Source organism: Arthrobacter sp. GW460-12-1-14-TSB2 (genome assembly GCF_059423525.1).
Genome location: NZ_JBWKYC010000030.1, coordinates 19,957 through 37,984 on the forward strand (window position 1 = coordinate 19,957; position 18,028 = coordinate 37,984).

Consider the following 18,028-nt stretch of genomic DNA (forward strand, 5'->3'; position numbering starts at 1 on the left):
CCCCCCCCCCCCCCCCCCGCTGCGATGTAGTCCTCAGGGCTCCGGTACCGGGGAGGCGACCACCACTACGTTCTTTCCCCAGGGGTCTTCGGTGTAGCAGCTGATGAGGACGAGGCGGTTGGGGAAGCCGGTCCAGATGGGGCTGTCCTTCAGGCTCGACTTCACGTAGGTATCCACCGAATCCACCCGGTATCGCATGGTTCCCGTTGCTGTGGTGACTTCCAGGATGTCCCCCGGGGTGCTCGAAGCGCTGAGCCGGTTGAACGGAGCGTCGCGGCCCTCCCAGCTGTGTCCGAGGATGTAGGTGCTGTTGGTGGACCCGGCGCCGGGCATGCCGAAGTTTGTCACCCAGTATCCGTCCACGGTGATCGGCGGCACGATCGCCTGGGATTCCAGTTCCGCCGGCGCCGGCGTGAGCTGATGGATGGTGACGTCCAGCCCGGCAGCGGGATACACGATCCGCGTGGGCGCAGCGGCCGGTGGATAGTTGGGAACGCTCGGCGTGGGCTGCTGTGCTGCGGGCGCAACCGCCGGGGATTTCTTGCCCGCGACGGCCGCCGAGCCCTTGCCGCTCCAGGCGAACGTATCCGGCGGGACGGCATCACTCGGGGTGGCGGACCGTGAATACGGAGCAGCTTCCAGGTGGAGTCCGGTCCCGCTCCCGCCGGAGGAGTTCCCGGCGCTTACGATGCCCGGCAGGAACGTCAGGGCGAAGAAGGCCACAACGCCGGCGAGCAGCAGCAGCCGGTCGCCACGGTTGAGTGAAAGGCGCTTCAGGAAAGGCAGCTTGCGGGCCAGGCGGCTGAGCCGCCAGCCTTCGAAGGAACGGCGCTCGCCGGCCTCCGGGGGAGGGGTCCGGCTCTCGCCCGACTCCTGGGCAGCGGTCCGGCTACCCAGGGGCGGGCTGTCTGCGGGCTTGTGGCCGGGGAAGGACATCTGGACTCCTCCAGGGAGAGTGGCGTGGACGGGCATCGCACCGTGATGGCGGATGCCCGTCCTCACCGCAGGATCGGACCTACTTGGATCCGGGCACGTCCTGCAGGCGTCCCCGCTGCCGCAGGGCAATCAGCCCCGTTGCCCCAAGGAGTGCAGCCAGGCCGCCGAACCAGGCCGGCATTCCGGCGTCGGGCTGGCTTCCGGCCGCGGTCTGGGCGTTGAAACCGCGGTTGACTACGGGTACTACTGCCGCTGCCGCCCCGACCGGTGCCGCTGCAGCTCCCGTGGGAGTCTGCGCCGGCGGAGTTACAGCAGGTGGTGTCACTCCCGGCGGTGTCACTTCCGGTGGTGTCACGACCGGCGGGACGACAACGGGCGGGACAACCACCGGCGGAGTCTCTGGCTTTTCTTCCTCTTCCTCTTCCTCTGCGACGCAACCACCGGCCGGGACCGGGTAGATGTCGGCGCGGCCGTTGTGTCCGTCCTTGTGGCCGTTCCACCAGGCCTTTTCCGGAATCGTGATGACGACGTACGGGTTCTTTTCGGATCCCGTGGCGTGGCAAATGGTGACCTTGTCCGGGCCATGGCCCGAGTCGTCGTCATCATCATCCTTGCCTCCGCCCGGGCAACCGTACGCCGGTGCAGGAATCAGGTCGCCTTCATGCGAAGCATGGCCACCATTTCCGTTGAGCGCGTTTTCGCTGACGGTGATGTGAACGTAAGGGTTCGTTTCGGAGCCCGTTGCGTGGCAAATGCTGACTTTTTTGTCGTTGTCATCGCCCTTGTCGCCGGCATTTGCCGGAGCCGTGACGCCTATTAACGCAATGCCTGCAATTCCGGCAGTTGCGAGGATTCTCTTCATGGGATTCTCCATCTGGATCATTTTGGACTGACCAGACTGCGGGAGCGGGAGGCCCATGGAGGAGCCGACCGTTGTTCGTAGATGCCCAGTCCACCTGCGACTCTCCAGCAGAGTTGTCAACTATCTGACCACTTCACGCTAAGCCTCAGGCACTGCGTAGTCGCGAGTGGCCGGTACTTGACTGGGCACTCGTTTTTCACAGCGATTCCCCTTTGAACCGAGGGGTGACACCCGTTTCTCCCGTAACAAGAGGCACGTGCGCACGCTGCAGTGGCACTGCCCACGCCGGCAAGACGGCCCGCCACAACGCCCCCTCGGCCGATACGCCATTCGGATGATATTTCCCCGGCGTTGTTTCGCCGAGGCAACGAATTTCGTAGAGTGGGAAGGCTGAGAGTGTCAGCCCCCGCTGCTATTACTTTCCTCCATACACTTCGCGCACTTTCCAAAGGACTCCCGGGCATGCTTGTCACCCTCATACGGCGCTACTCCAAGCCGTATTTGCCGTATATCGCGGCAGTCATTCTTTTCCAGCTGGCATCCACCATCGCGGCCCTCTACCTACCAAGCCTGAACGCACAGATCATCGACGAGGGAGTCTCCCGCGGCGACACCGACTACATCTGGAGGACGGGCGGGCTGATGCTCGGCGTTGCACTGGTCCAGGTGGCCACCGCCATCACCGGCGTCTACTTCGGTTCCAAGGCGGCCATGGCATTCGGCCGGGACCTCCGGCGCGGCGTCTTCCGCAAAGTGACCAGCTTTTCAGCCAAGGACGTCAACTTTTTCGGCGCGCCCACCCTGATCACGCGCGGCACGAACGATGTCCAGCAGGTGCAAATGCTCGTGCTGATGGGGCTGAACTTCATGGTGGCCACGCCCATCATGTGCATCGGCGGCATTGTCATGGCCTTGCGCGAGGACCTGAGCCTGTCCTGGCTGGTCTGGGTGTCCGTCCCTGTCCTAATTGCCGTCGTGGGCTACCTCGTGGTCCGCCTGATGCCGCTGTTCCGCTCAATGCAGACGAAAATCGACCGCATCAACGGCATCCTCCGCGAGCAGATCATCGGCATCCGTGTGGTCCGGGCCTTCGTCCGCGAACCGCACGAGACGGAGCGTTTCGGCGAAGCCAACCGCGATCTCACCGACGTCTCGCTGAAGATTGGCTCCCTGTTTGTCCTCATGTTCCCGGCCATCGGCATGATCCTGCACGTCTCCACAGCAGCCGTGCTGTGGTTCGGCGGGCAGCGCGTGGATGCGGGGGACATGCAGGTGGGCTCGCTGACGGCCTTCCTGCAGTACCTGCTGCAGATCCTCATGGCCGTCATGATGGGCACGTTCATGGCCATGATGATTCCGCGTGCCTCGGTCTGCGCGGACCGCATTGGTGAAGTGCTCGACGTCGAGCCCTCCATCCATGAACCGGCCGCGCCGGTGGCGCCCGCCCAGCGGACGGGACGCGTGGAGTACCGCAATGTCTCCTTCGCCTACCCCGGCGCCGAAGAGCCTGTCCTGAGCGACATCAGCTTCACGGCCGAGCCCGGCCAGACCGTGGCCATCGTCGGGTCAACCGGTGCGGGCAAGTCCAGCCTGTTGTCGCTGCTGCCGCGGCTCTACGACGTCGAGTCCGGCGAAGTACTGCTCGACGGCGTCCCCATCACCAACCTGGAACGCTCCGAAATCACCGGCCGTGTGGCCATGGTGCCGCAGCGGCCGTACCTCTTTTCCGGGACCATCGAGCACAACCTGCGGTTCGGCAAGACGGAGGCCACGGATCAGGAGCTGTGGGACGCGCTCACCGTGGCCCAGGCTGCTGACTTCGTCCGGGACAAGAAAAACGGGCTGGGGTCCCGGATCGCCCAGGGGGGCACCAACGTCTCTGGCGGCCAGCGCCAGCGCCTGTGCATCGCCAGGGCGTTGGTGACCCAGCCCAAGGTGTACTTGTTCGACGACTCCTTCTCGGCGCTCGACGTCGCCACGGACGCCCGGCTGCGCCGTGCGCTCAAGGCAAAGACGGCGGACGCCACCGTCATCATTGTGGGCCAGCGCGTGTCCACCATTGCCGATGCCGACCAGATCCTGGTGCTGGACAACGGCCGGATCGTGGACCGGGGAACCCACGATGAACTGCTGCTGAGTTCCACCACCTACCAGGAAATCGTCGAGTCCCAGCTGACCGCGGAGGAAGTGGCATGAGCACCAACGAAAAACTGGCGGCAGGCCGGGACACGGTTCCCGCGGAGGACGACGACTTCTACGAAGAGGAATACAAGCCCACGGAGGCCGACGGAGACATGTTCGGCGGGACGCCGGCGAAGAAGGCAGAGCACTTCTGGCCGTCCGCCAAGCGCTTGATGGGGTTGCTTAAGCCAGAGGCCGCCGGCATCGCCGTGGTCCTCGCAATGGTGACAGTCGCCGTCGTCCTGAACGTCGTTGCCCCCAAGATCCTGGGGCAGGCCATGGATGTCATCTTCGGGGGAGTAGTGGGCAAGCAGCTGCCCGCCGGAGTCAGCAAGGACCAGTTCGTCGACGGGCTGCGCGCCCAGGGCGACAACAACTTCGCGGACATGATCGCCAAGATGGAACTCGTTCCGGGTGTGGGAATCGACTTCCAGAAGCTGTCGTTCCTGATCAGCGTGGTTCTGGTGATGTACTTCGTGGCGAACATCTTCACCTGGCTGCAGGGCTATGTCTTGAACGTGCTCGTGATGCGGGTGGTGCGCCAACTGCGTGACGACACCGAGAAAAAGCTCAACCGGCTGCCGTTGAACTACTTCGACACCCGCCAGCGGGGCGACACCCTGTCCCGCGTCACCAACGACGTCGACAACATCCAGCAGGCGCTGCAGCAGGCCTTCGCGCAACTACTCAGTTCCGCGCTGACGGTGCTCGGCATCGTCATCATGATGTTCGTGGTGTCGTGGCAGCTGGCCCTCATCGCACTGGTTGCCCTCCCGCTGTCCGGCGTGGCCGCAGGCATCATCGGCTCGCGCAGCCAGAAGCTGTTCGCAGCGCAATGGAAAAACACCGGCCAGCTCAACGGCCAGATCGAGGAATCGTTCTCCGGTCACGACCTCGTGCGGGTCTTCGGCCGCGACGCGGACATCCTGGCAAGCTTCGATGAACGGAACGAAGCCCTCTACAAGGCCAGCTTCGGAGCCCAGTTCGTCTCCGGCATGATCATGCCGGTCATGCAGTTCGTCTCCTACCTCAGCTACGTTGGCATCGCGGTGGTCGGCGGATTGCGGGTGGCTTCCGGCGGCATGAGCCTGGGCGACGCCACCGCTTTCATCCAGTACTCCCGGGAGTTCACACAGCCGCTGGGCCAGATGGCAGGCATGGCCAACATGCTGCAGTCCGGCGTTGCCTCGGCAGAGCGCGTATTCGAATTCCTGGATGCCGAGGAACAGGATGCCGAGACCGCCACCGAGCACCTGCCCGCCAAGACCGACGGCCACGTCGAGTTCAGGCACGTGACGTTCAGCTACTCCGCGGACAAGCCTTTGATCGAGGACCTTTCGTTCACCGCCGAGCCGGGTCATACCGTTGCAATCGTCGGGCCCACCGGCGCTGGCAAGACCACCCTGGTCAACCTGGTGATGCGGTTCTACGAGCTCAGTTCGGGAAGCATCACGTTGGACGGCGTGGATATCACCCACCTGAGCCGCTCCGAGCTGCGGGCCAAAGTGGGCATGGTGCTGCAGGATGCCTGGCTGTTCGGCGGCAGCATCTACGACAACATCAAATACGGAAACCTCAACGCCACCGAGGACCAAGTCATGGAGGCGGCCCGTGCAACGTTCGTTGACCGGTTCGTCCGGGCACTGCCGGACGGCTACGACACGGTCATCGATGAGGAAGGCAACAACGTCAGCGCAGGTGAGAAGCAGCTCATCACCATCGCACGGGCTTTTGTGGCCAACCCGTCCCTGCTCATCCTGGACGAGGCAACCAGTTCGGTGGACACCCGCACGGAAGTCCTGGTCCAGAAAGCCATGGCGGCCCTGCGGACGGACCGCACCAGCTTTGTGATTGCGCACCGGCTGTCCACCATCCGCGACGCCGACACCATCCTGGTCATGGAAGCCGGGCGGATCGTGGAACAGGGCAACCACCACGACCTGCTGGAACTCAAGGGCGCCTACCACCGGCTTTACATGTCCCAGTTCGCCGGCGAGGACGCGGACGCCGCCTTGGCGGATTCCACGGACAACACGACGGCGGCCCGGAGTTGAGCGCCGCCGCCCGGACCGTGACAAGCGGCCGGCGCATCGAGGTCCAGGTGCCCATGCGCTGGGGAGACATGGATGCCTATGGTCACGTCAACAATGTGCAGATCGTGCGGATCCTGGAGGAAGCCCGCATCGCGGCCTTCGGACCGCCCCGCGGCGCCGGCCTGCCCGGCATCGAGCCGCAGGTGTCCCTGTTCAACGACGTGGCAGAGGGCACCATGGCCTTGGTGGTGGAGCACAAGATCCGGTACGTCAGGACGCTCGACTACCGGAACGTTCCGGCTGTGGTCCAGCTGTGGATCGGCGCCGTTAAAGGTGCCAGCTTCGACATCCACTACCTGCTGCAGGACCCGGTGACCAGGGAGGACTGCGTCAAGGCCACCACGCATCTGGCCTTCGTGGATGAGGCTACCGGCAGGGTGCTGCGGCTGACTCCGGAACAGAAGGAGCGGCTGGCCCCGTTCACGGCCTGAGCCCAAAGCCCCTACCTTGGAGCGGGGCGGCGTCCCTATGATCGTCACACGGGGGCGCCAGAAAAACGCACCAACGGAACCAATCCACCAACGGAACCAATCCACCAACGGAACAAGTCCACAAACGAGGGAGCATCGGCCATGGCCACTAAGAAAAAGAAGAAGTCCTGGAAGGAAATGCCGCCGCTGGCACGGTTCGGGACCCTGGTGGCAGCCGCCGTGCAGCTCTCCCTCCTGATCGCGGCCCAGCGGGACATTTCCCGGCGGCCCGCGGAGCAGATCCGCGGCAGCAAGGCGTTGTGGCGTGCTGTCACGCTGATCAACTTCGTCGGTCCGGGAAGCTACTTCGCGTTCGGTCGCAAGAACCTGCCCGCCAGCGCCAAGCGCTGACTCCCCGCATCAGCCTCCAACACATCGCAGCGCCCCCGCGGCATCATGCCGTCCCGCGTCGCAACGCGGCTTAGGTCATTGAGTCGTGCTCAGCCACGACTCGAGGTAGATGCGGTTCGTGGTGCTGTCCGGGAGGAGGATCCAGGCCCAGATGTAGAACGTGACGGCAGGGCCCGGTATCAGGGACAGCACCAGGAAGACGATCCTGGCTGCGTTGGGGTCCACACCCAGCTTGGCTGCGATTCCGCCGCAGACGCCGCCGATCCACCTGTCCGGTCCGCGGCTAAGCCCGGTTGCCCGGATAGCAGCGAATGTTTTTTGGGTCAGGTCGTTCAAAGTCATGGCACGCTCCTCGTTGTGCGGCCAGACTATGGCCGTCCCTGCCACACTTCCTAGGGCCGAAAGCCACGGATGCCGGCGGGCAATTGAAGCGGCACAGGAACCGGCAATTAAATCCGGGGCCATGTAAACATACATAATGACCAAAGCCTTACCGGTCAGTAACTTATGGCGCCCCGTGGTGCTGCCGTTCAGGTTAAGCCTGTAAATTTGAAGGCATGACCCCAACCGCGAAGCCTGCCATGACCCGCGCCCCCGGAATCTCCAAGGAGATCGAGGACGCGGCGTGGTTTGTCCTCGGGGCAGGCCTGCAGGGAAAGCCGTCAGCGCTGGACGGACGGACCCAGACGTGGACCACCGCAGCTGCCGCCGAACTGCTGGAACGGCTGGAGCGGGGCGTCGCGGATTCCAAGGCGCCCATGATGACCAACCTGCGGCAAAACCTCTCGGATGCCTCCCGCGCAGCCAAGCAGCTGGCGGTCGAGCTGCTGTTCCTCCAGTCGCTGCCGTTGGCGCACGAGGTCAAGTCGCTGAAGGTCAAACGTGCCCGCGTGGCCGAGGCGGCCTCCTGGCTGGAGCCGCCTCTGGAACTTCCGGACGAACTCTACGAGGGCATGACGGACCACGGCGTCATCCGCGACCGCACCGCCGAATTTAACTGGACCATCTGGGACCACCTGAAGTGGTTGTGCCGGTTTGTGCAGCATGTTGACCAGCAGTCCACGAATGCCGTGACCAAGGCGTTGAAGGACCCCCTCGCGTTCCATCAGCTCGCGTCGGGAACCCCGGATGACCAGCCGGCCATCCGCCGGAGCATCGAGTACCTGGCCTGGCCAAGCTACTTCGAGCCGGTGGTGGCGGACGTGGAGCGGCAGGAAATCCGGGACGCGTTCGCCTCCCTGGTGGGCGGCGCCAAGGGTGATAGCGAAGCCGAAATTACCGCTGACATCCACCGTATCCGCCTCTACCTCGACAAGCAGGCAGGCCAGCGCATCGACTGGTACGCCCGCCAGCTGGTGAGCCAGTGGCGCAAGGTGGGGGACCCGGGCCGCCGTGCCTGGCTCCTGCGCACGCACCATGACGTGAAGGACCTCCTGGCGGCGTGGCACGGGGAGGAGAAAGTGACGCTCGACGTCGAGCATCTGCGCCTCCTGGATGCCGGGGTCACCGCGGGCGTCGTGCAGCACGCCGTGGATGAGGACTACAAGCACCTGGGGTACGTGGAGCGCGAGGACAACAAGACCGCCGTATTTGCCTTCCTCACCGTCATGAAACCGGGCGACCTGGTCCTGTACCAGCACGCCGGCGCCGTCCGGCTGGGCGGGGTGCTGGGCGAGCCCGAACATAACGAGGACAACCGCCGGATGCGCCGCAAGGTCCGCTGGTTCGACGACGCGCACAGCACGGCGGACCTTCCGCGCCACGTCCAGCGCCAGCTGGCCACGCCCGGAGTCATCGTCGATGTCACCCGGGTAGTGCAGGCGCTGCAGGCGCTGCTGCCCGCCGAAGCGGAAGCGGAGGCCGACGACGCCGCCGAGCCGGCCGCCGTCGTCGAGCCCGTTCCGGAAGGGTTCCGCCCGCTGACGGAACAATTCGCCGCGTCCTTGCACATGGACCTAGAGCCGCTGCAGGAAATCGCCGAACTCCTGGAGGAGAACCGGCAGCTGGTTCTCTACGGCCCGCCCGGAACAGGCAAGACGTACCTTGCCAAGCACCTCGCGGCCGAACTTGCCGGGGACAGCACCGACGAGCGCGTCAAACTGGTGCAGTTCCACCCGTCGTATGCCTATGAGGACTTCTTTGAAGGCTTCCGGCCGGACAAAACGGACGAGGGGCAGGTGTCCTTCAAGTTGGTGGCCGGCCCACTGCGCCGCCTTGCGGAAGAGGCTGCCAAGCCCGGCAACGAGAACAAGCCCTACTTCCTGATCATCGATGAAATGAACCGTGCCAACCTGGCCAAGGTGTTCGGCGAGCTGTACTTCCTGCTTGAATACCGCGATGACCGGATATACCTGCAGTACAGCCCCAACGAGCCGTTCACGCTGCCGGACAACCTGTACATCATCGGGACCATGAACACCGCGGACCGGTCCATCGCCATGATGGACGCGGCCATCCGCCGGCGCTTCTCCTTCATCGAGCTGCATCCCAAGACCGAACCGGTGAAGGGGTCCTTGCTCCGCTTCCTGCAGGCCCGGAACCTGGACACCACCCCGGCACTCCTCCTCGACGCCCTCAACGACGCGATTGACGAGTGGGACCGCGACCTCATGATCGGGCCGTCGTACTTCATGAAGAAGGCCGCCCAGACTCCCTCCGGCCTGCGCCGGATCTGGAAATACGAGCTCATGCCGCTCCTTGAAGAGCACTACCATGGCCAGCTGAACCGGGCACAGCTGCAGGAGCGCTTCGGACTGGAGCAGCTGCTGGGCCGCCTTGCGTCCCGCTAACGAATTGCTGCCGGCAAAGGGCTTGAGGCCCGCCGTCACCGTTCCGCCGCCGCCGGCGAGGCCGCCTTCCAGTGCCGGCAAGGCCGTGCGCCACATTGTCCTGGACGAGCTGTCCGGCGGTGTGGTGGACAAGCTTGACGCCGCCAGTGCGGCGTTCCTGAACGCCAGCGGCTTGGCCAAGGCGTCCCCCATGGGCATGGGCCTGTTCAGGATCGAGCCGGTAGGCATGGTGGGCTCCGTGCGGACACCCACGGTGCAGCTGGAAGTGCGGCCCAAGGACCGGCTGGGCCTCAGCCGGTTGCTGTTCCTTCTCAGCTATGCCGGGAACCAGGGCTTCCGCGACGACCCCGTGGCCGCCGTCGAAGACTCGGACCTGTGGAGCGCGCTGGCCGAATCGCTGGCACAGCTGGCGGACAGGGCCTTGAGCCGCGGCGTCCTGCAGGGCTACCTCACCGTGGACGAATCGCTGCGGACCGTGAAAGGCAGGATCCGGATCTCGGACCAGATCTCGCGCCGCCCCGGAATGCTGGTGCCGCTGGAAGTCTCCTATGACGAATTCACCGAAGACATCGCCGAGAACCGCATCCTGCGGGCCGCCCTGGAGCGCATGGCCCAGGTTCCGCGCGTGCGGCCTGACGTCCAGAGCCGCCTGCGGCAGCTGAAAGGAAAGCTCGACGCTGTCACGCGGCTTCAGTCCGGAGCACCGCTGCCGCCGTGGCAGGCCACGAGAATGAACGCCCGGTACCATGCGGTGCTCCGCCTCTCCGAAGTGATCCTGCGCAACGCCTCAGCCGAAGCCGGCGACGGAAAGCAACAGACGGCGTCGTTCGTCGTGGACATGGGCCAGGTCTTCGAAGACTTTGTGGGCACTGCCCTTCGCGAAGCCATGGCCGCATATCCCGGCGAGATGCGGCTGCAGTACAACGCACTGCTGAACGAGGCAGTGCGCGACTCCGACCGGCTCACGGTGAATCCGGACGCCGTCCACCTCCTGGGCGGCCGCCCCGTGGTGGTCTACGACACAAAGTATCGGGCGGCTACGGACCAGGGCGCGTCATTGTCCGCGGACCACTTCCAGATGCTGGCCTACTGCACGGCCCTACGCGTCCCCACTGCCTGGCTTGTGTACGCAGGCTCGGGGGAAATGAAACTCCGCCGCATCCTTCACACGGACATCGACGTGGTGGAGTACCCGCTTGATCTGTCCCTGCCGCCGTCGGACATCCTGGCAGCTGTTGCTGACCTGGCACAGCAGTCCTGGGGCGAAGTGGTGCGGCAGGCAGGACTTAATCAATGATTACGGGCGCGGATCGGCCCGGCATTGACATGAGGTGCATGAGCAAGGCCCTCTCAGGGTTGCCTCGGTTTTTGTTGAGGCAACGGCGCAGCTGATTGCGGATTTCCGACCCTTCGGGATCATTGTCCATCAGGATTGCATTAATGATTTCCCACGACTGGTGGCGAATCGGCTCAAGATTCACGCGCCCGCGGACGGGCCCCCCAACGGCATGGATCCCGGACCGCGCCTGCCACGGATTCCCCTGATGGGACTCTGCGGCTGACAGCAATTTCTTCGGCATCTCTTACCCTCCTGTGGCACAAGCGCTCTGGCTCAAACGCTGGGAATTCGACCGACCGGAATGTAGAGAATTTTATCTCAGACAGACAAGTCTGTCTCCCCTTTGAGCTAGACTATTTGTAATGAACCCCACGCCAGACCCCGCAGTGATTCAGCCTGCACCGGTACAGCCTGCCCCGGTGGGCGAGGTTGCGATTGGTGCTGCCGACGCGAGGCAACGGATCGTTGATACGGCGTACCAGCTGTTCGCGCGCCGGGGTATCCGCGATGTGGGCGTCAACGAGCTAATCAGCAGCGCCGGCGTGGCCAAGGCAACCTTCTACCGGCACTTTGCCTCCAAGGATGAGCTGGTGCTTGCCTTCCTGGAGCAGCGCGACCGCGTCTGGACCGTGGACATGATCGTCGCCGACGCGCGCCGCCGCGGCAGCACGCCCGCCGAGCAGCTGCTTGCCATCTTCGACGTCTTCGGCGACTGGTTCCGGCGCGACGATTTCGAGGCGTGCTCCTTCATTAACATCCTGCTGGAAATGGGCGCGAACCATCCGCTGGGGCGGGCAAGCATTGACTACCTCGCCAGGATCCGAGGCCACGTCCAGCAGCTCGCCGAGGAGGCGGGACTCCGCGACACCGAGGATTTCTCCCGCTCGTGGCACATCCTCATGAAGGGGTCCATCATCTCCGCCACGGAAGGCGATACCGGCGCCGCCAAACGTGCGCAGGCGATGGCCCGGACGTTGATTGAGCAGTACCGGCCACAAGCCTGACCGCGGCCCGCAGGCTGACCGTGGGCGTGCCTCTGCCGGCGTGCCGGACGCTAAACCGGCACCCTAACTGTGAACGTGGTTCCTTCTCCCAGTGCGCTGCGAAGCTGGATGGTCCCGCCGTGCGCTTCAACAATCGCTTTGCTGATGGGCAGGCCCAGCCCCACTCCCGGGATCGAAGTGTTCCGCACGTTGCTGGTCCGGAAGAATTTCGTAAACACCTCCGCCTGATCCTTGTCGCTCATGCCCATGCCCGTATCGGTTACCTCGCACACCAGTTCCGGTCCCTCTGAGTCCAGCGACACCACAACGTCGCCGCCGTTTGGCGAGTACTTGATTGCGTTGGACACGAGGTTATCCAGTACCTGCGACATGCGCCCGGAATCCACGTGGGCCTCGAGTCGTTCAGGAGCGGCGGCACGGAGCCGCACCTTCGCTGCGGCGGCGCGGGGGAGCGCAGCACTAATGCTCGCCCGTACGAGTTCCGCCACGTTTACCGCCTGCGGGCTGACGATGAGCTGCCCGCTCCGGCTGGCTAGCAGGTCCGACACCAGCCCGAGCAGCCGCTCGGAGTTCCGCCGGATGATCATGAGCGCGTCACGGTGCGGAGCGCCCACGCCGTCATGATCGTCCAGCAGCAGTTCCACGTAGCCCAGGATCGAGGTTAGCGGGGTGCGGAATTCGTGGGAAACATTTGCCACGAAGTCGTCCTTGGCGGCCAGGGCGTTGACCAGGTCGGTGACGTCGCTGAACACAATCACCGAGCCGGCGAAGGCGCCGTCCTGGTCCCGCATGGCGCGGGCGCTGGTGGTGATGGCACGCTGGTCACTGCCGCTGCCAAGCCACACCAGATTGTCCGTGAAACTTTCGCCCATCACCGCGCGGCGGACCGGCCGTTGTTCGACCGGGACGGTGGTGGTCCGGTCCGCTTGGAACACCAGGAGCTGGGATTCGTTGGGGTCGCTGTTTCCCGCCGGCGTAGCGAGCCGGTGGTTTTCCCGTTGTTTGCGGTTCATCAGGATGTCGTGCCCGTCGGCATCGACGGCCAGGACGCCCATATGCACGGTTTCCAGCACAGAATTCAGCAGTTCCTCCTGCCGTTTGCTCTCTTTGAGCGTGACCCGCAGCTGAGCGTCCTTCTCTTCCAGGTCCCGTTGTTGCCGGACCATGCTGAGCGTCAAAACGCTCACTGATACGCCGATCCCCAACATCATCACCGGCAGCAGCAGCGTCCGCGCCAGGTCCTGCCCGGTGACGTCGCCGCGAAGGAACAACGGCACCCAGATAATGCCCAGGGGGCCGAGGAAAGAAACCAGGAGGGAAGTCCTGGGGTACAGCCCTGAGGCACACAGCCAGATGACGGGAAAGACGGCCAGCAGGCTGATACCCGTCAGGCTCTCCTGCCCGCCCTCCCTGCCCAGCGCGATCGAGATGAAGTCAAGGATGGGAATGATCAGGAAGCTGGTGAACGGCAACCTCTCCCAGGGCGTGAAGTAGCACAGTGCCAGGATCAGGACCTGCGTGGCCAGGAATGCGAGGAACAGGGGATTACCCAGCGTGACCGGAAAAAACAACATCATCAGGACGGCCGTAAGCGCTGCCGTGATGGACAGCGGCATTTGGCTCAAGGTGACCCGTCCCCGCAGCGAGTACTCGTGAAACGGCCGGCGGAAGAAGAGAATCCGGCCCGACTTGATGTCCCAGGTGAGGTTGCCGCTCATGGCCGGCTAGATTTCGACGTGCGGTTTACTGGACGCATACCCCCACGATATCCGGCGAGCGCTATACTTCTGACGGTATCGAGCGGACTGAGGGGGCTGCGATGAGTGAATCACGTGTGGGTCTGGTAATCGAGGACGATCACGACATCCGTGAACTGGTGCGGGTTGTGCTTGTCCAGGCCGGGTTCGATGTCCAAGTGGCCAGTAGCGGGGCTGCCGGCGTGGTTGCTGCCAAGGAACTTAATCCGGCAGTCATCACCTTGGACCTGGGCCTCCCTGATATCGACGGCTTTGAAGTCGCGCGCCAGATCAGGGAGTTTTCCGACGCGTATATTGTGATGCTGACCGCCCGCGCCGAGGAATTGGACACCCTCATCGGGCTGGAATCGGGGGCGGACGACTACTTGACGAAGCCCTTCCGTCCCCGCGAACTGCGCGCGCGAGTCGCCGCCATGATGCGCCGTCCGCGTTCGACGTCGGACTCCTCCTCCGGGGGCAAGGCACCTGCCGTCGTCGCCGGCAACGGCCGGACGCTGACGCACAACGGGCTCGAGTTCAGCTACGAAGCACGGACCGTGAGCGTGGACGGACGCGAATTGCACCTGACACGCACCGAGTTCGACCTGCTGCACGCCCTTCTCGAGGCGGGCCGCATGGTGCGCACCAAATCCGAACTGGTGAAGCGGCTGCGCGACGAACCGTACGATGTCGGGGGCTACATCTCCGAGGCGGACGAGCGGTCCGTGGAAGTGCACATGGGCAACCTACGCAAGAAGCTGGGCGATAGCCCGCAGAACCCCCGCTGGCTGCAGACTGTGCGCGGTGTGGGTTACCGGCTGGCTCCTGCCGAACGCTGAAACCCGGAGCTGAATCCGGGGGGCCCGGCTTGGTGGCGCCGCGGAGGGCTATTGGGCTGGGGCTAGGCCGCTGCGGCCGCCGAGAGGCCGGCCACGGTCTGGTCGGTGCACGCGTCCATGCTTTCCAGGAGCGCGAGCTGAATCCGTGGCGGCTGCGCTGGCACGGCTTCCGGATGGGATTCCAAATGCTTCAGGATGGTTTCGAGCTCATCCGCGAGCCTGCTCAGGTACGCCGCCCCCACCATCATGCTGGAGGTCTTCACGCTCAGCACCGCATCCATGGCTGCGTCGACGTCCATGGCCTCCACAGCGTGGCGGAGCCGGTCGAGCCGTCGGGGTAATTGCTGGATGTAGCTATTCACGAACACTGTGCAGTACTCGGCGTCGGGCTCAAGCTCACAGCGGAGTGTTTGCAGCACGGAGGGGTCCACGTACGGCTGGCCGGCGCCATCCTGTCCATCCATTGGACACCCCTTCCCTTGGGCCTGCACAACCGGGATAACGGGTGCGGACACATCCTTGCCTCTTTTACAGTAGGGCTCCCACGGAGGTGGAATGCGCTTTCCGGAAAAATTTGCGCCAATCTTGATCGGGGAAGGCCGGTTGAGCTTTAGGATCGGGACAAGTGTCTGCCGGCACTGAACTGACCTGTGGCTTCTCGGGCCACCAGCCGATTGCGGGGACCGCTGTGTTCAGGATCGTGAAAATGCTTGTTTCGGGGCTGGTGATGGGACTGGGCCTCAGCCTGGCGGCCATCCAGCCCGTCCAGGCAGCACCGGCTGCGGCCCAGGTGTACCTGAACCCGAATACCGGGCCCGTCGGCTCGGCGGTGACAGTCAGCGGAACCGGGTTCAAGGCGTCCACCACGGGAACCGTGATAGTTGGCTCCACCACGTTTTCGTTCAAGACTGCGGCATCCGGTACCTTCAGCGCCTCAATCACCATCCCCGCGGCGGTTGCCGGACCGTTGACCATCACGGCGAAAACCTCCTCCATTAAGTCCTCTTCTGTGTTTACCGTGACTTCTTCCGCCCCCGCGATCCCTCCGATCAGCACGGCGGCGCTCCGCTTTGGGGCGGCCACGCCGGGCGGCCCGCTGGCTGGTGCCGAGCTGGATGAAGTGGCGCGGATTTCGGGGGAGAGTCCGTCCACCGTGCTGTTCTACGAGGACTTCCAGCAGCCCCCGCCCCTCGCGGAGATGAATGCAGTGCGGGCACGCGGAGCCGTCCCCTTGATCACGTGGGAACCCTGGGCGTGGGGCGGCGGCCTGACGCAGCCCGCGTACGCCCTGGACAGGATCGCCGCGGGCGACTTTGATGCCTACATAACGCAGTGGGGGCAGGCGCTGGCGTCCTGGGGCCAGCCGGTCCAGCTCCGGTTCGCCCACGAGATGAACGGCAACTGGTACCCGTGGGCGGAGGGTGTGAACGGCAACCAGCCCGGCGACTACGTACAGGCGTGGCGGCATGTGCACGACGTCGTTGCAGCAACCGGCGCCAGCAACGTGGCCTGGGTTTGGAGCCCGAACGTTCCGTATTTTGGTTCCACTGATCTTGCCGGGCTGTTCCCGGGCGCCGCCTACGTGAACGTTGTTGCACTCGACGGATATAACTGGGGAACCTCGGCGTCGTGGAGTAGTTGGATGTCGCCGCAGGATCTATTTGCGCCCGGCATAGCGCAATTGCGGACACTTGCGCCCGGGCTCCCGATCCTGATCGCCGAGACCGCGTCTGCCGAGGCCGGCGGTTCCAAAGCGCAGTGGAATACGGATCTGGTGAGCTACCTCGCAGCCCAGCCGGACGTGGTGGGCTTCGTCTGGTTCCATCTGCAGAAGGAAACGGACTGGCGCATCAACAGCAGTGACACGTCGGCGGCAGCGTTCAACGCTGCATTGGCGGCCCGCCGCGCGTCGTAGTCCGGTTGCTGGGGCGGAGTGCGGCCCGCGTCAGGCGAGAAACTGCTCCAACTGTTCTTCCAAGGCAGAGGCGTCCTTGAGCTCGCACTCCCAAACAGTGAGTACTTTCCAGCCGGTAGCTTCCAAGAGCCGGCGCTGTTCGGCGTCGCGGTTCCTGGTGCGGGTTCGTTTCGCCTCCCAGAACTCCGCGTTTGCCTTGGGAGCGTGCTGCCCGGCCTTGCAGTCGTGGAAATGCCAGAAGCAGCCGTTGACAAAGATGACCTTGTGCCGTCCCGCGAACACCAGATCAGGATTGCCCGGGAGTTTGCCGCCGCGGGCGCTGCCGTGCAACCGGTATCGGTAGCCCTTGGCATGCAGCAGGCTCCGCACGAGCAACTCCGGCTTGGTGTTCTTGCCCCGGATCCTGGACATGTTCCAGCTGCGCCGTTCGGGAGTCAGCTGGTCAGCCATGAATTAAGTCTAGGCGGCCGCAGTCCCTAGATTTCGCGCTCCGGATGTTCCCCGAACTGGAAGTGCCGTCCGCTGACGGAAACCGGTTCGATCTCGACGTAGAAGTCCTTCAGCGTGGGCACCCAGGGCTTCAAGCCGAGCGATTCCGCCACCGCGATGTCGGCTGACTGGTCGAGGACCCGCGCTGTTCCGCGAAGCACCACGGACCAGGCCTCATCTGACATGATGCCGTCTGTCTCAAAGAGGACATTAGCGTTGATGGTCAGCTCTGCAAGCTTGTTTCCCGGAGCTGTCCGAAGATACAGTTTGCGGTTGCCCACGGCGTAGTTGACCGGGAAGATATCCGGTTCGCCGCTCACAGTCACGACCAGCCGGCCGTGTTTGGTGCCCTCCAGGAGCTTCCACGACTGGTCATCGTCAAGGTTCAGAATGGGGTTGCCGTCTTCGTGTGTGAACATCATGAGCCTTATTGTTCAGCCGGCGGCGGGCAAAGGCCAGTGTCTTAAGCACGCATTCTCGTTTCGGTGACACCGTGCCGGGAGCATTCGGCGCTCCAGCCGAGCGGTGTCACCTGGACCTTCATGCGGCGCCGGCAGGCGGCGCAGTAGCGCGGCGGCTCCAGCGTGAGTTGCTCGCCGCAGCGGAGGTGAACGCCCGACGGCGGACCGTCACCGCCGTCGGACGGCTCGCCGCAGTGGCCGCAAAACTTAGCGGTGGCTGCGTCCGCCGGGTTGCCGGCGGTTGAGCGGCCGGTGGATGAAACCCTGTTCATAGTGTCTTCTGGAGTTCCTTGATGGGCATGTTCAGCTCGACGAGGAGGTTGAGGTCGGCGGTGGCGGGGCGTCCGAGGGTGGTGAGGTAGTTGCCGACGATGACGGCGTTGATGCCGCCGAGGAGGCCTTCGCGGGTGCCGAGGTCGCCGAGCGTCAGTTCCCGGCCGCCGGCGTAGCGCAGGACGGTGCGGGGCATGGCGAGGCGGAACGCGGCGATGGCCCGGAGGGCGTCCTTGCCGTCCATGATGCCCTGGTTTTCGAGCGGGGTGCCGGGGCGGGGGTTGAGGAAG

At 64.4% G+C, this 18,028-nt stretch carries 17 protein-coding genes and 1 pseudogene; 9 read left to right on the top strand and 9 right to left on the bottom strand.

Annotated elements, in window-relative coordinates:
• Positions 1–33 precede the first annotated feature (33 nt).
• Positions 34–936, bottom strand: a complete 903-nt coding sequence (locus AC07YR_RS21740; RefSeq protein WP_494735222.1) for a class F sortase — start codon at positions 934–936, stop codon at positions 34–36.
• 79 nt (positions 937–1,015) lie between these two features.
• Positions 1,016–1,798: a hypothetical protein gene (locus AC07YR_RS21745; protein WP_436056783.1), complete on the bottom strand. Its 783-nt coding sequence runs from the start codon at positions 1,796–1,798 to the stop codon at positions 1,016–1,018.
• 462 nt (positions 1,799–2,260) lie between these two features.
• Between AC07YR_RS21745 and AC07YR_RS21750 the strand changes: the two genes are divergently transcribed.
• The 4 genes from AC07YR_RS21750 (at position 2,261) to AC07YR_RS21765 (ending at position 6,893) form a co-directional block, all read left to right on the top strand.
• On the top strand, positions 2,261–3,994 hold the full coding sequence (locus tag AC07YR_RS21750; protein ID WP_494735223.1) for an ABC transporter ATP-binding protein: 1,734 nt from the start codon (positions 2,261–2,263) through the stop codon (positions 3,992–3,994).
• The gene (locus AC07YR_RS21755) at positions 3,991–6,033 is read left to right on the top strand and encodes an ABC transporter ATP-binding protein (RefSeq protein ID WP_436056785.1); all 2,043 of its coding nucleotides are present in this window, start codon (positions 3,991–3,993) and stop codon (positions 6,031–6,033) included. The genes AC07YR_RS21750 and AC07YR_RS21755 overlap by 4 nt, the downstream gene beginning before the upstream one ends.
• Before the next feature lie 53 nt (positions 6,034–6,086).
• Entirely contained in the window at positions 6,087–6,503 is a 417-nt protein-coding gene (locus tag AC07YR_RS21760; RefSeq protein WP_494735231.1) for an acyl-CoA thioesterase, read from the top strand.
• 141 nt (positions 6,504–6,644) lie between these two features.
• On the top strand, positions 6,645–6,893 hold the full coding sequence (locus AC07YR_RS21765) for a PLDc N-terminal domain-containing protein (protein WP_055797782.1): 249 nt from the start codon (positions 6,645–6,647) through the stop codon (positions 6,891–6,893).
• Positions 6,894–6,968: 75 nt separating this feature from the next.
• Here AC07YR_RS21765 and AC07YR_RS21770 read toward each other — a convergent pair whose 3' ends face one another.
• Positions 6,969–7,235, bottom strand: coding sequence for a PspC domain-containing protein (locus tag AC07YR_RS21770; protein ID WP_494735224.1), 267 nt, complete (start codon positions 7,233–7,235; stop codon positions 6,969–6,971).
• A 215-nt stretch (positions 7,236–7,450) separates the two neighbouring features.
• Here AC07YR_RS21770 and AC07YR_RS21775 point away from each other — a divergent pair, with 215 nt between their 5' ends.
• From AC07YR_RS21775 to AC07YR_RS21785, 3 genes are all read left to right on the top strand, one after another.
• Complete coding sequence (locus AC07YR_RS21775; RefSeq protein WP_436056788.1) at positions 7,451–9,682, top strand: McrB family protein; 2,232 nt, start codon at positions 7,451–7,453, stop codon at positions 9,680–9,682.
• Between the two features lie 85 nt (positions 9,683–9,767).
• Positions 9,768–10,979 (top strand): McrC family protein, encoded by a 1,212-nt coding sequence (locus tag AC07YR_RS21780; protein ID WP_436056789.1) that lies wholly within the window; start codon positions 9,768–9,770, stop codon positions 10,977–10,979.
• A 404-nt stretch (positions 10,980–11,383) separates the two neighbouring features.
• Positions 11,384–12,025: a TetR/AcrR family transcriptional regulator gene (locus AC07YR_RS21785; protein WP_436056790.1), complete on the top strand. Its 642-nt coding sequence runs from the start codon at positions 11,384–11,386 to the stop codon at positions 12,023–12,025.
• 50 nt (positions 12,026–12,075) lie between these two features.
• Here AC07YR_RS21785 and AC07YR_RS21790 read toward each other — a convergent pair whose 3' ends face one another.
• Positions 12,076–13,743 (bottom strand): sensor histidine kinase, encoded by a 1,668-nt coding sequence (locus tag AC07YR_RS21790; protein ID WP_494735225.1) that lies wholly within the window; start codon positions 13,741–13,743, stop codon positions 12,076–12,078.
• A 101-nt stretch (positions 13,744–13,844) separates the two neighbouring features.
• Between AC07YR_RS21790 and AC07YR_RS21795 the strand changes: the two genes are divergently transcribed.
• Positions 13,845–14,600, top strand: a complete 756-nt coding sequence (locus AC07YR_RS21795; RefSeq protein ID WP_494735226.1) for a response regulator transcription factor — start codon at positions 13,845–13,847, stop codon at positions 14,598–14,600.
• Between the two features lie 62 nt (positions 14,601–14,662).
• Here AC07YR_RS21795 and AC07YR_RS21800 read toward each other — a convergent pair whose 3' ends face one another.
• Positions 14,663–15,064, bottom strand: a complete 402-nt coding sequence (locus AC07YR_RS21800; protein WP_055797801.1) for an Hpt domain-containing protein — start codon at positions 15,062–15,064, stop codon at positions 14,663–14,665.
• Positions 15,065–15,306: 242 nt separating this feature from the next.
• On the opposite strand from AC07YR_RS21800, the gene AC07YR_RS21805 reads away from it, so the two are divergent.
• Positions 15,307–16,515: a glycoside hydrolase family 26 protein gene (locus AC07YR_RS21805; RefSeq protein WP_055797900.1), complete on the top strand. Its 1,209-nt coding sequence runs from the start codon at positions 15,307–15,309 to the stop codon at positions 16,513–16,515.
• 30 nt (positions 16,516–16,545) lie between these two features.
• Here the strand turns inward: AC07YR_RS21805 and AC07YR_RS21810 are convergent, their stop codons facing one another.
• From AC07YR_RS21810 to AC07YR_RS21825, 4 genes and pseudogenes are all read right to left on the bottom strand, one after another.
• Positions 16,546–16,965 carry a very short patch repair endonuclease gene (locus AC07YR_RS21810; protein ID WP_494735227.1) on the bottom strand — a complete coding sequence of 140 codons (420 nt, stop codon included), beginning with the start codon at positions 16,963–16,965 and terminating at the stop codon, positions 16,546–16,548.
• Positions 16,966–16,991: 26 nt separating this feature from the next.
• Positions 16,992–17,426, bottom strand: a complete 435-nt coding sequence (locus AC07YR_RS21815; RefSeq protein WP_494735228.1) for a pyridoxamine 5'-phosphate oxidase family protein — start codon at positions 17,424–17,426, stop codon at positions 16,992–16,994.
• Between the two features lie 41 nt (positions 17,427–17,467).
• A complete protein-coding gene (bsaP, locus tag AC07YR_RS21820) occupies positions 17,468–17,737 on the bottom strand; it encodes a biotin synthase auxiliary protein BsaP (protein ID WP_494735229.1) in 270 nt (89 codons plus the stop codon).
• A pseudogene (locus AC07YR_RS21825) lies at positions 17,734–18,028 on the bottom strand (biotin synthase BioB); the annotation flags it as partial. The pseudogene AC07YR_RS21825 and the gene bsaP, both read right to left, overlap by 4 nt.

Coding starts and splice junctions, on each gene's coding strand:
- AC07YR_RS21740 (WP_494735222.1), bottom strand. CDS start 936: ATGTCCTTCCCCGGCCACAAGCCCGCAGACAGCCCGCCCCTGGGTAGC.
- AC07YR_RS21745 (WP_436056783.1), bottom strand. CDS start 1,798: ATGAAGAGAATCCTCGCAACTGCCGGAATTGCAGGCATTGCGTTAATA.
- AC07YR_RS21750 (WP_494735223.1), top strand. CDS start 2,261: ATGCTTGTCACCCTCATACGGCGCTACTCCAAGCCGTATTTGCCGTAT.
- AC07YR_RS21755 (WP_436056785.1), top strand. CDS start 3,991: ATGAGCACCAACGAAAAACTGGCGGCAGGCCGGGACACGGTTCCCGCG.
- AC07YR_RS21760 (WP_494735231.1), top strand. CDS start 6,087: ATGCGCTGGGGAGACATGGATGCCTATGGTCACGTCAACAATGTGCAG.
- AC07YR_RS21765 (WP_055797782.1), top strand. CDS start 6,645: ATGGCCACTAAGAAAAAGAAGAAGTCCTGGAAGGAAATGCCGCCGCTG.
- AC07YR_RS21770 (WP_494735224.1), bottom strand. CDS start 7,235: ATGACTTTGAACGACCTGACCCAAAAAACATTCGCTGCTATCCGGGCA.
- AC07YR_RS21775 (WP_436056788.1), top strand. CDS start 7,451: ATGACCCCAACCGCGAAGCCTGCCATGACCCGCGCCCCCGGAATCTCC.
- AC07YR_RS21785 (WP_436056790.1), top strand. CDS start 11,384: ATGAACCCCACGCCAGACCCCGCAGTGATTCAGCCTGCACCGGTACAG.
- AC07YR_RS21790 (WP_494735225.1), bottom strand. CDS start 13,743: ATGAGCGGCAACCTCACCTGGGACATCAAGTCGGGCCGGATTCTCTTC.
- AC07YR_RS21795 (WP_494735226.1), top strand. CDS start 13,845: ATGAGTGAATCACGTGTGGGTCTGGTAATCGAGGACGATCACGACATC.
- AC07YR_RS21800 (WP_055797801.1), bottom strand. CDS start 15,064: ATGGATGGACAGGATGGCGCCGGCCAGCCGTACGTGGACCCCTCCGTG.
- AC07YR_RS21805 (WP_055797900.1), top strand. CDS start 15,307: ATGCTTGTTTCGGGGCTGGTGATGGGACTGGGCCTCAGCCTGGCGGCC.
- AC07YR_RS21810 (WP_494735227.1), bottom strand. CDS start 16,965: ATGGCTGACCAGCTGACTCCCGAACGGCGCAGCTGGAACATGTCCAGG.
- AC07YR_RS21815 (WP_494735228.1), bottom strand. CDS start 17,426: ATGATGTTCACACACGAAGACGGCAACCCCATTCTGAACCTTGACGAT.
- bsaP (WP_494735229.1), bottom strand. CDS start 17,737: ATGAACAGGGTTTCATCCACCGGCCGCTCAACCGCCGGCAACCCGGCG.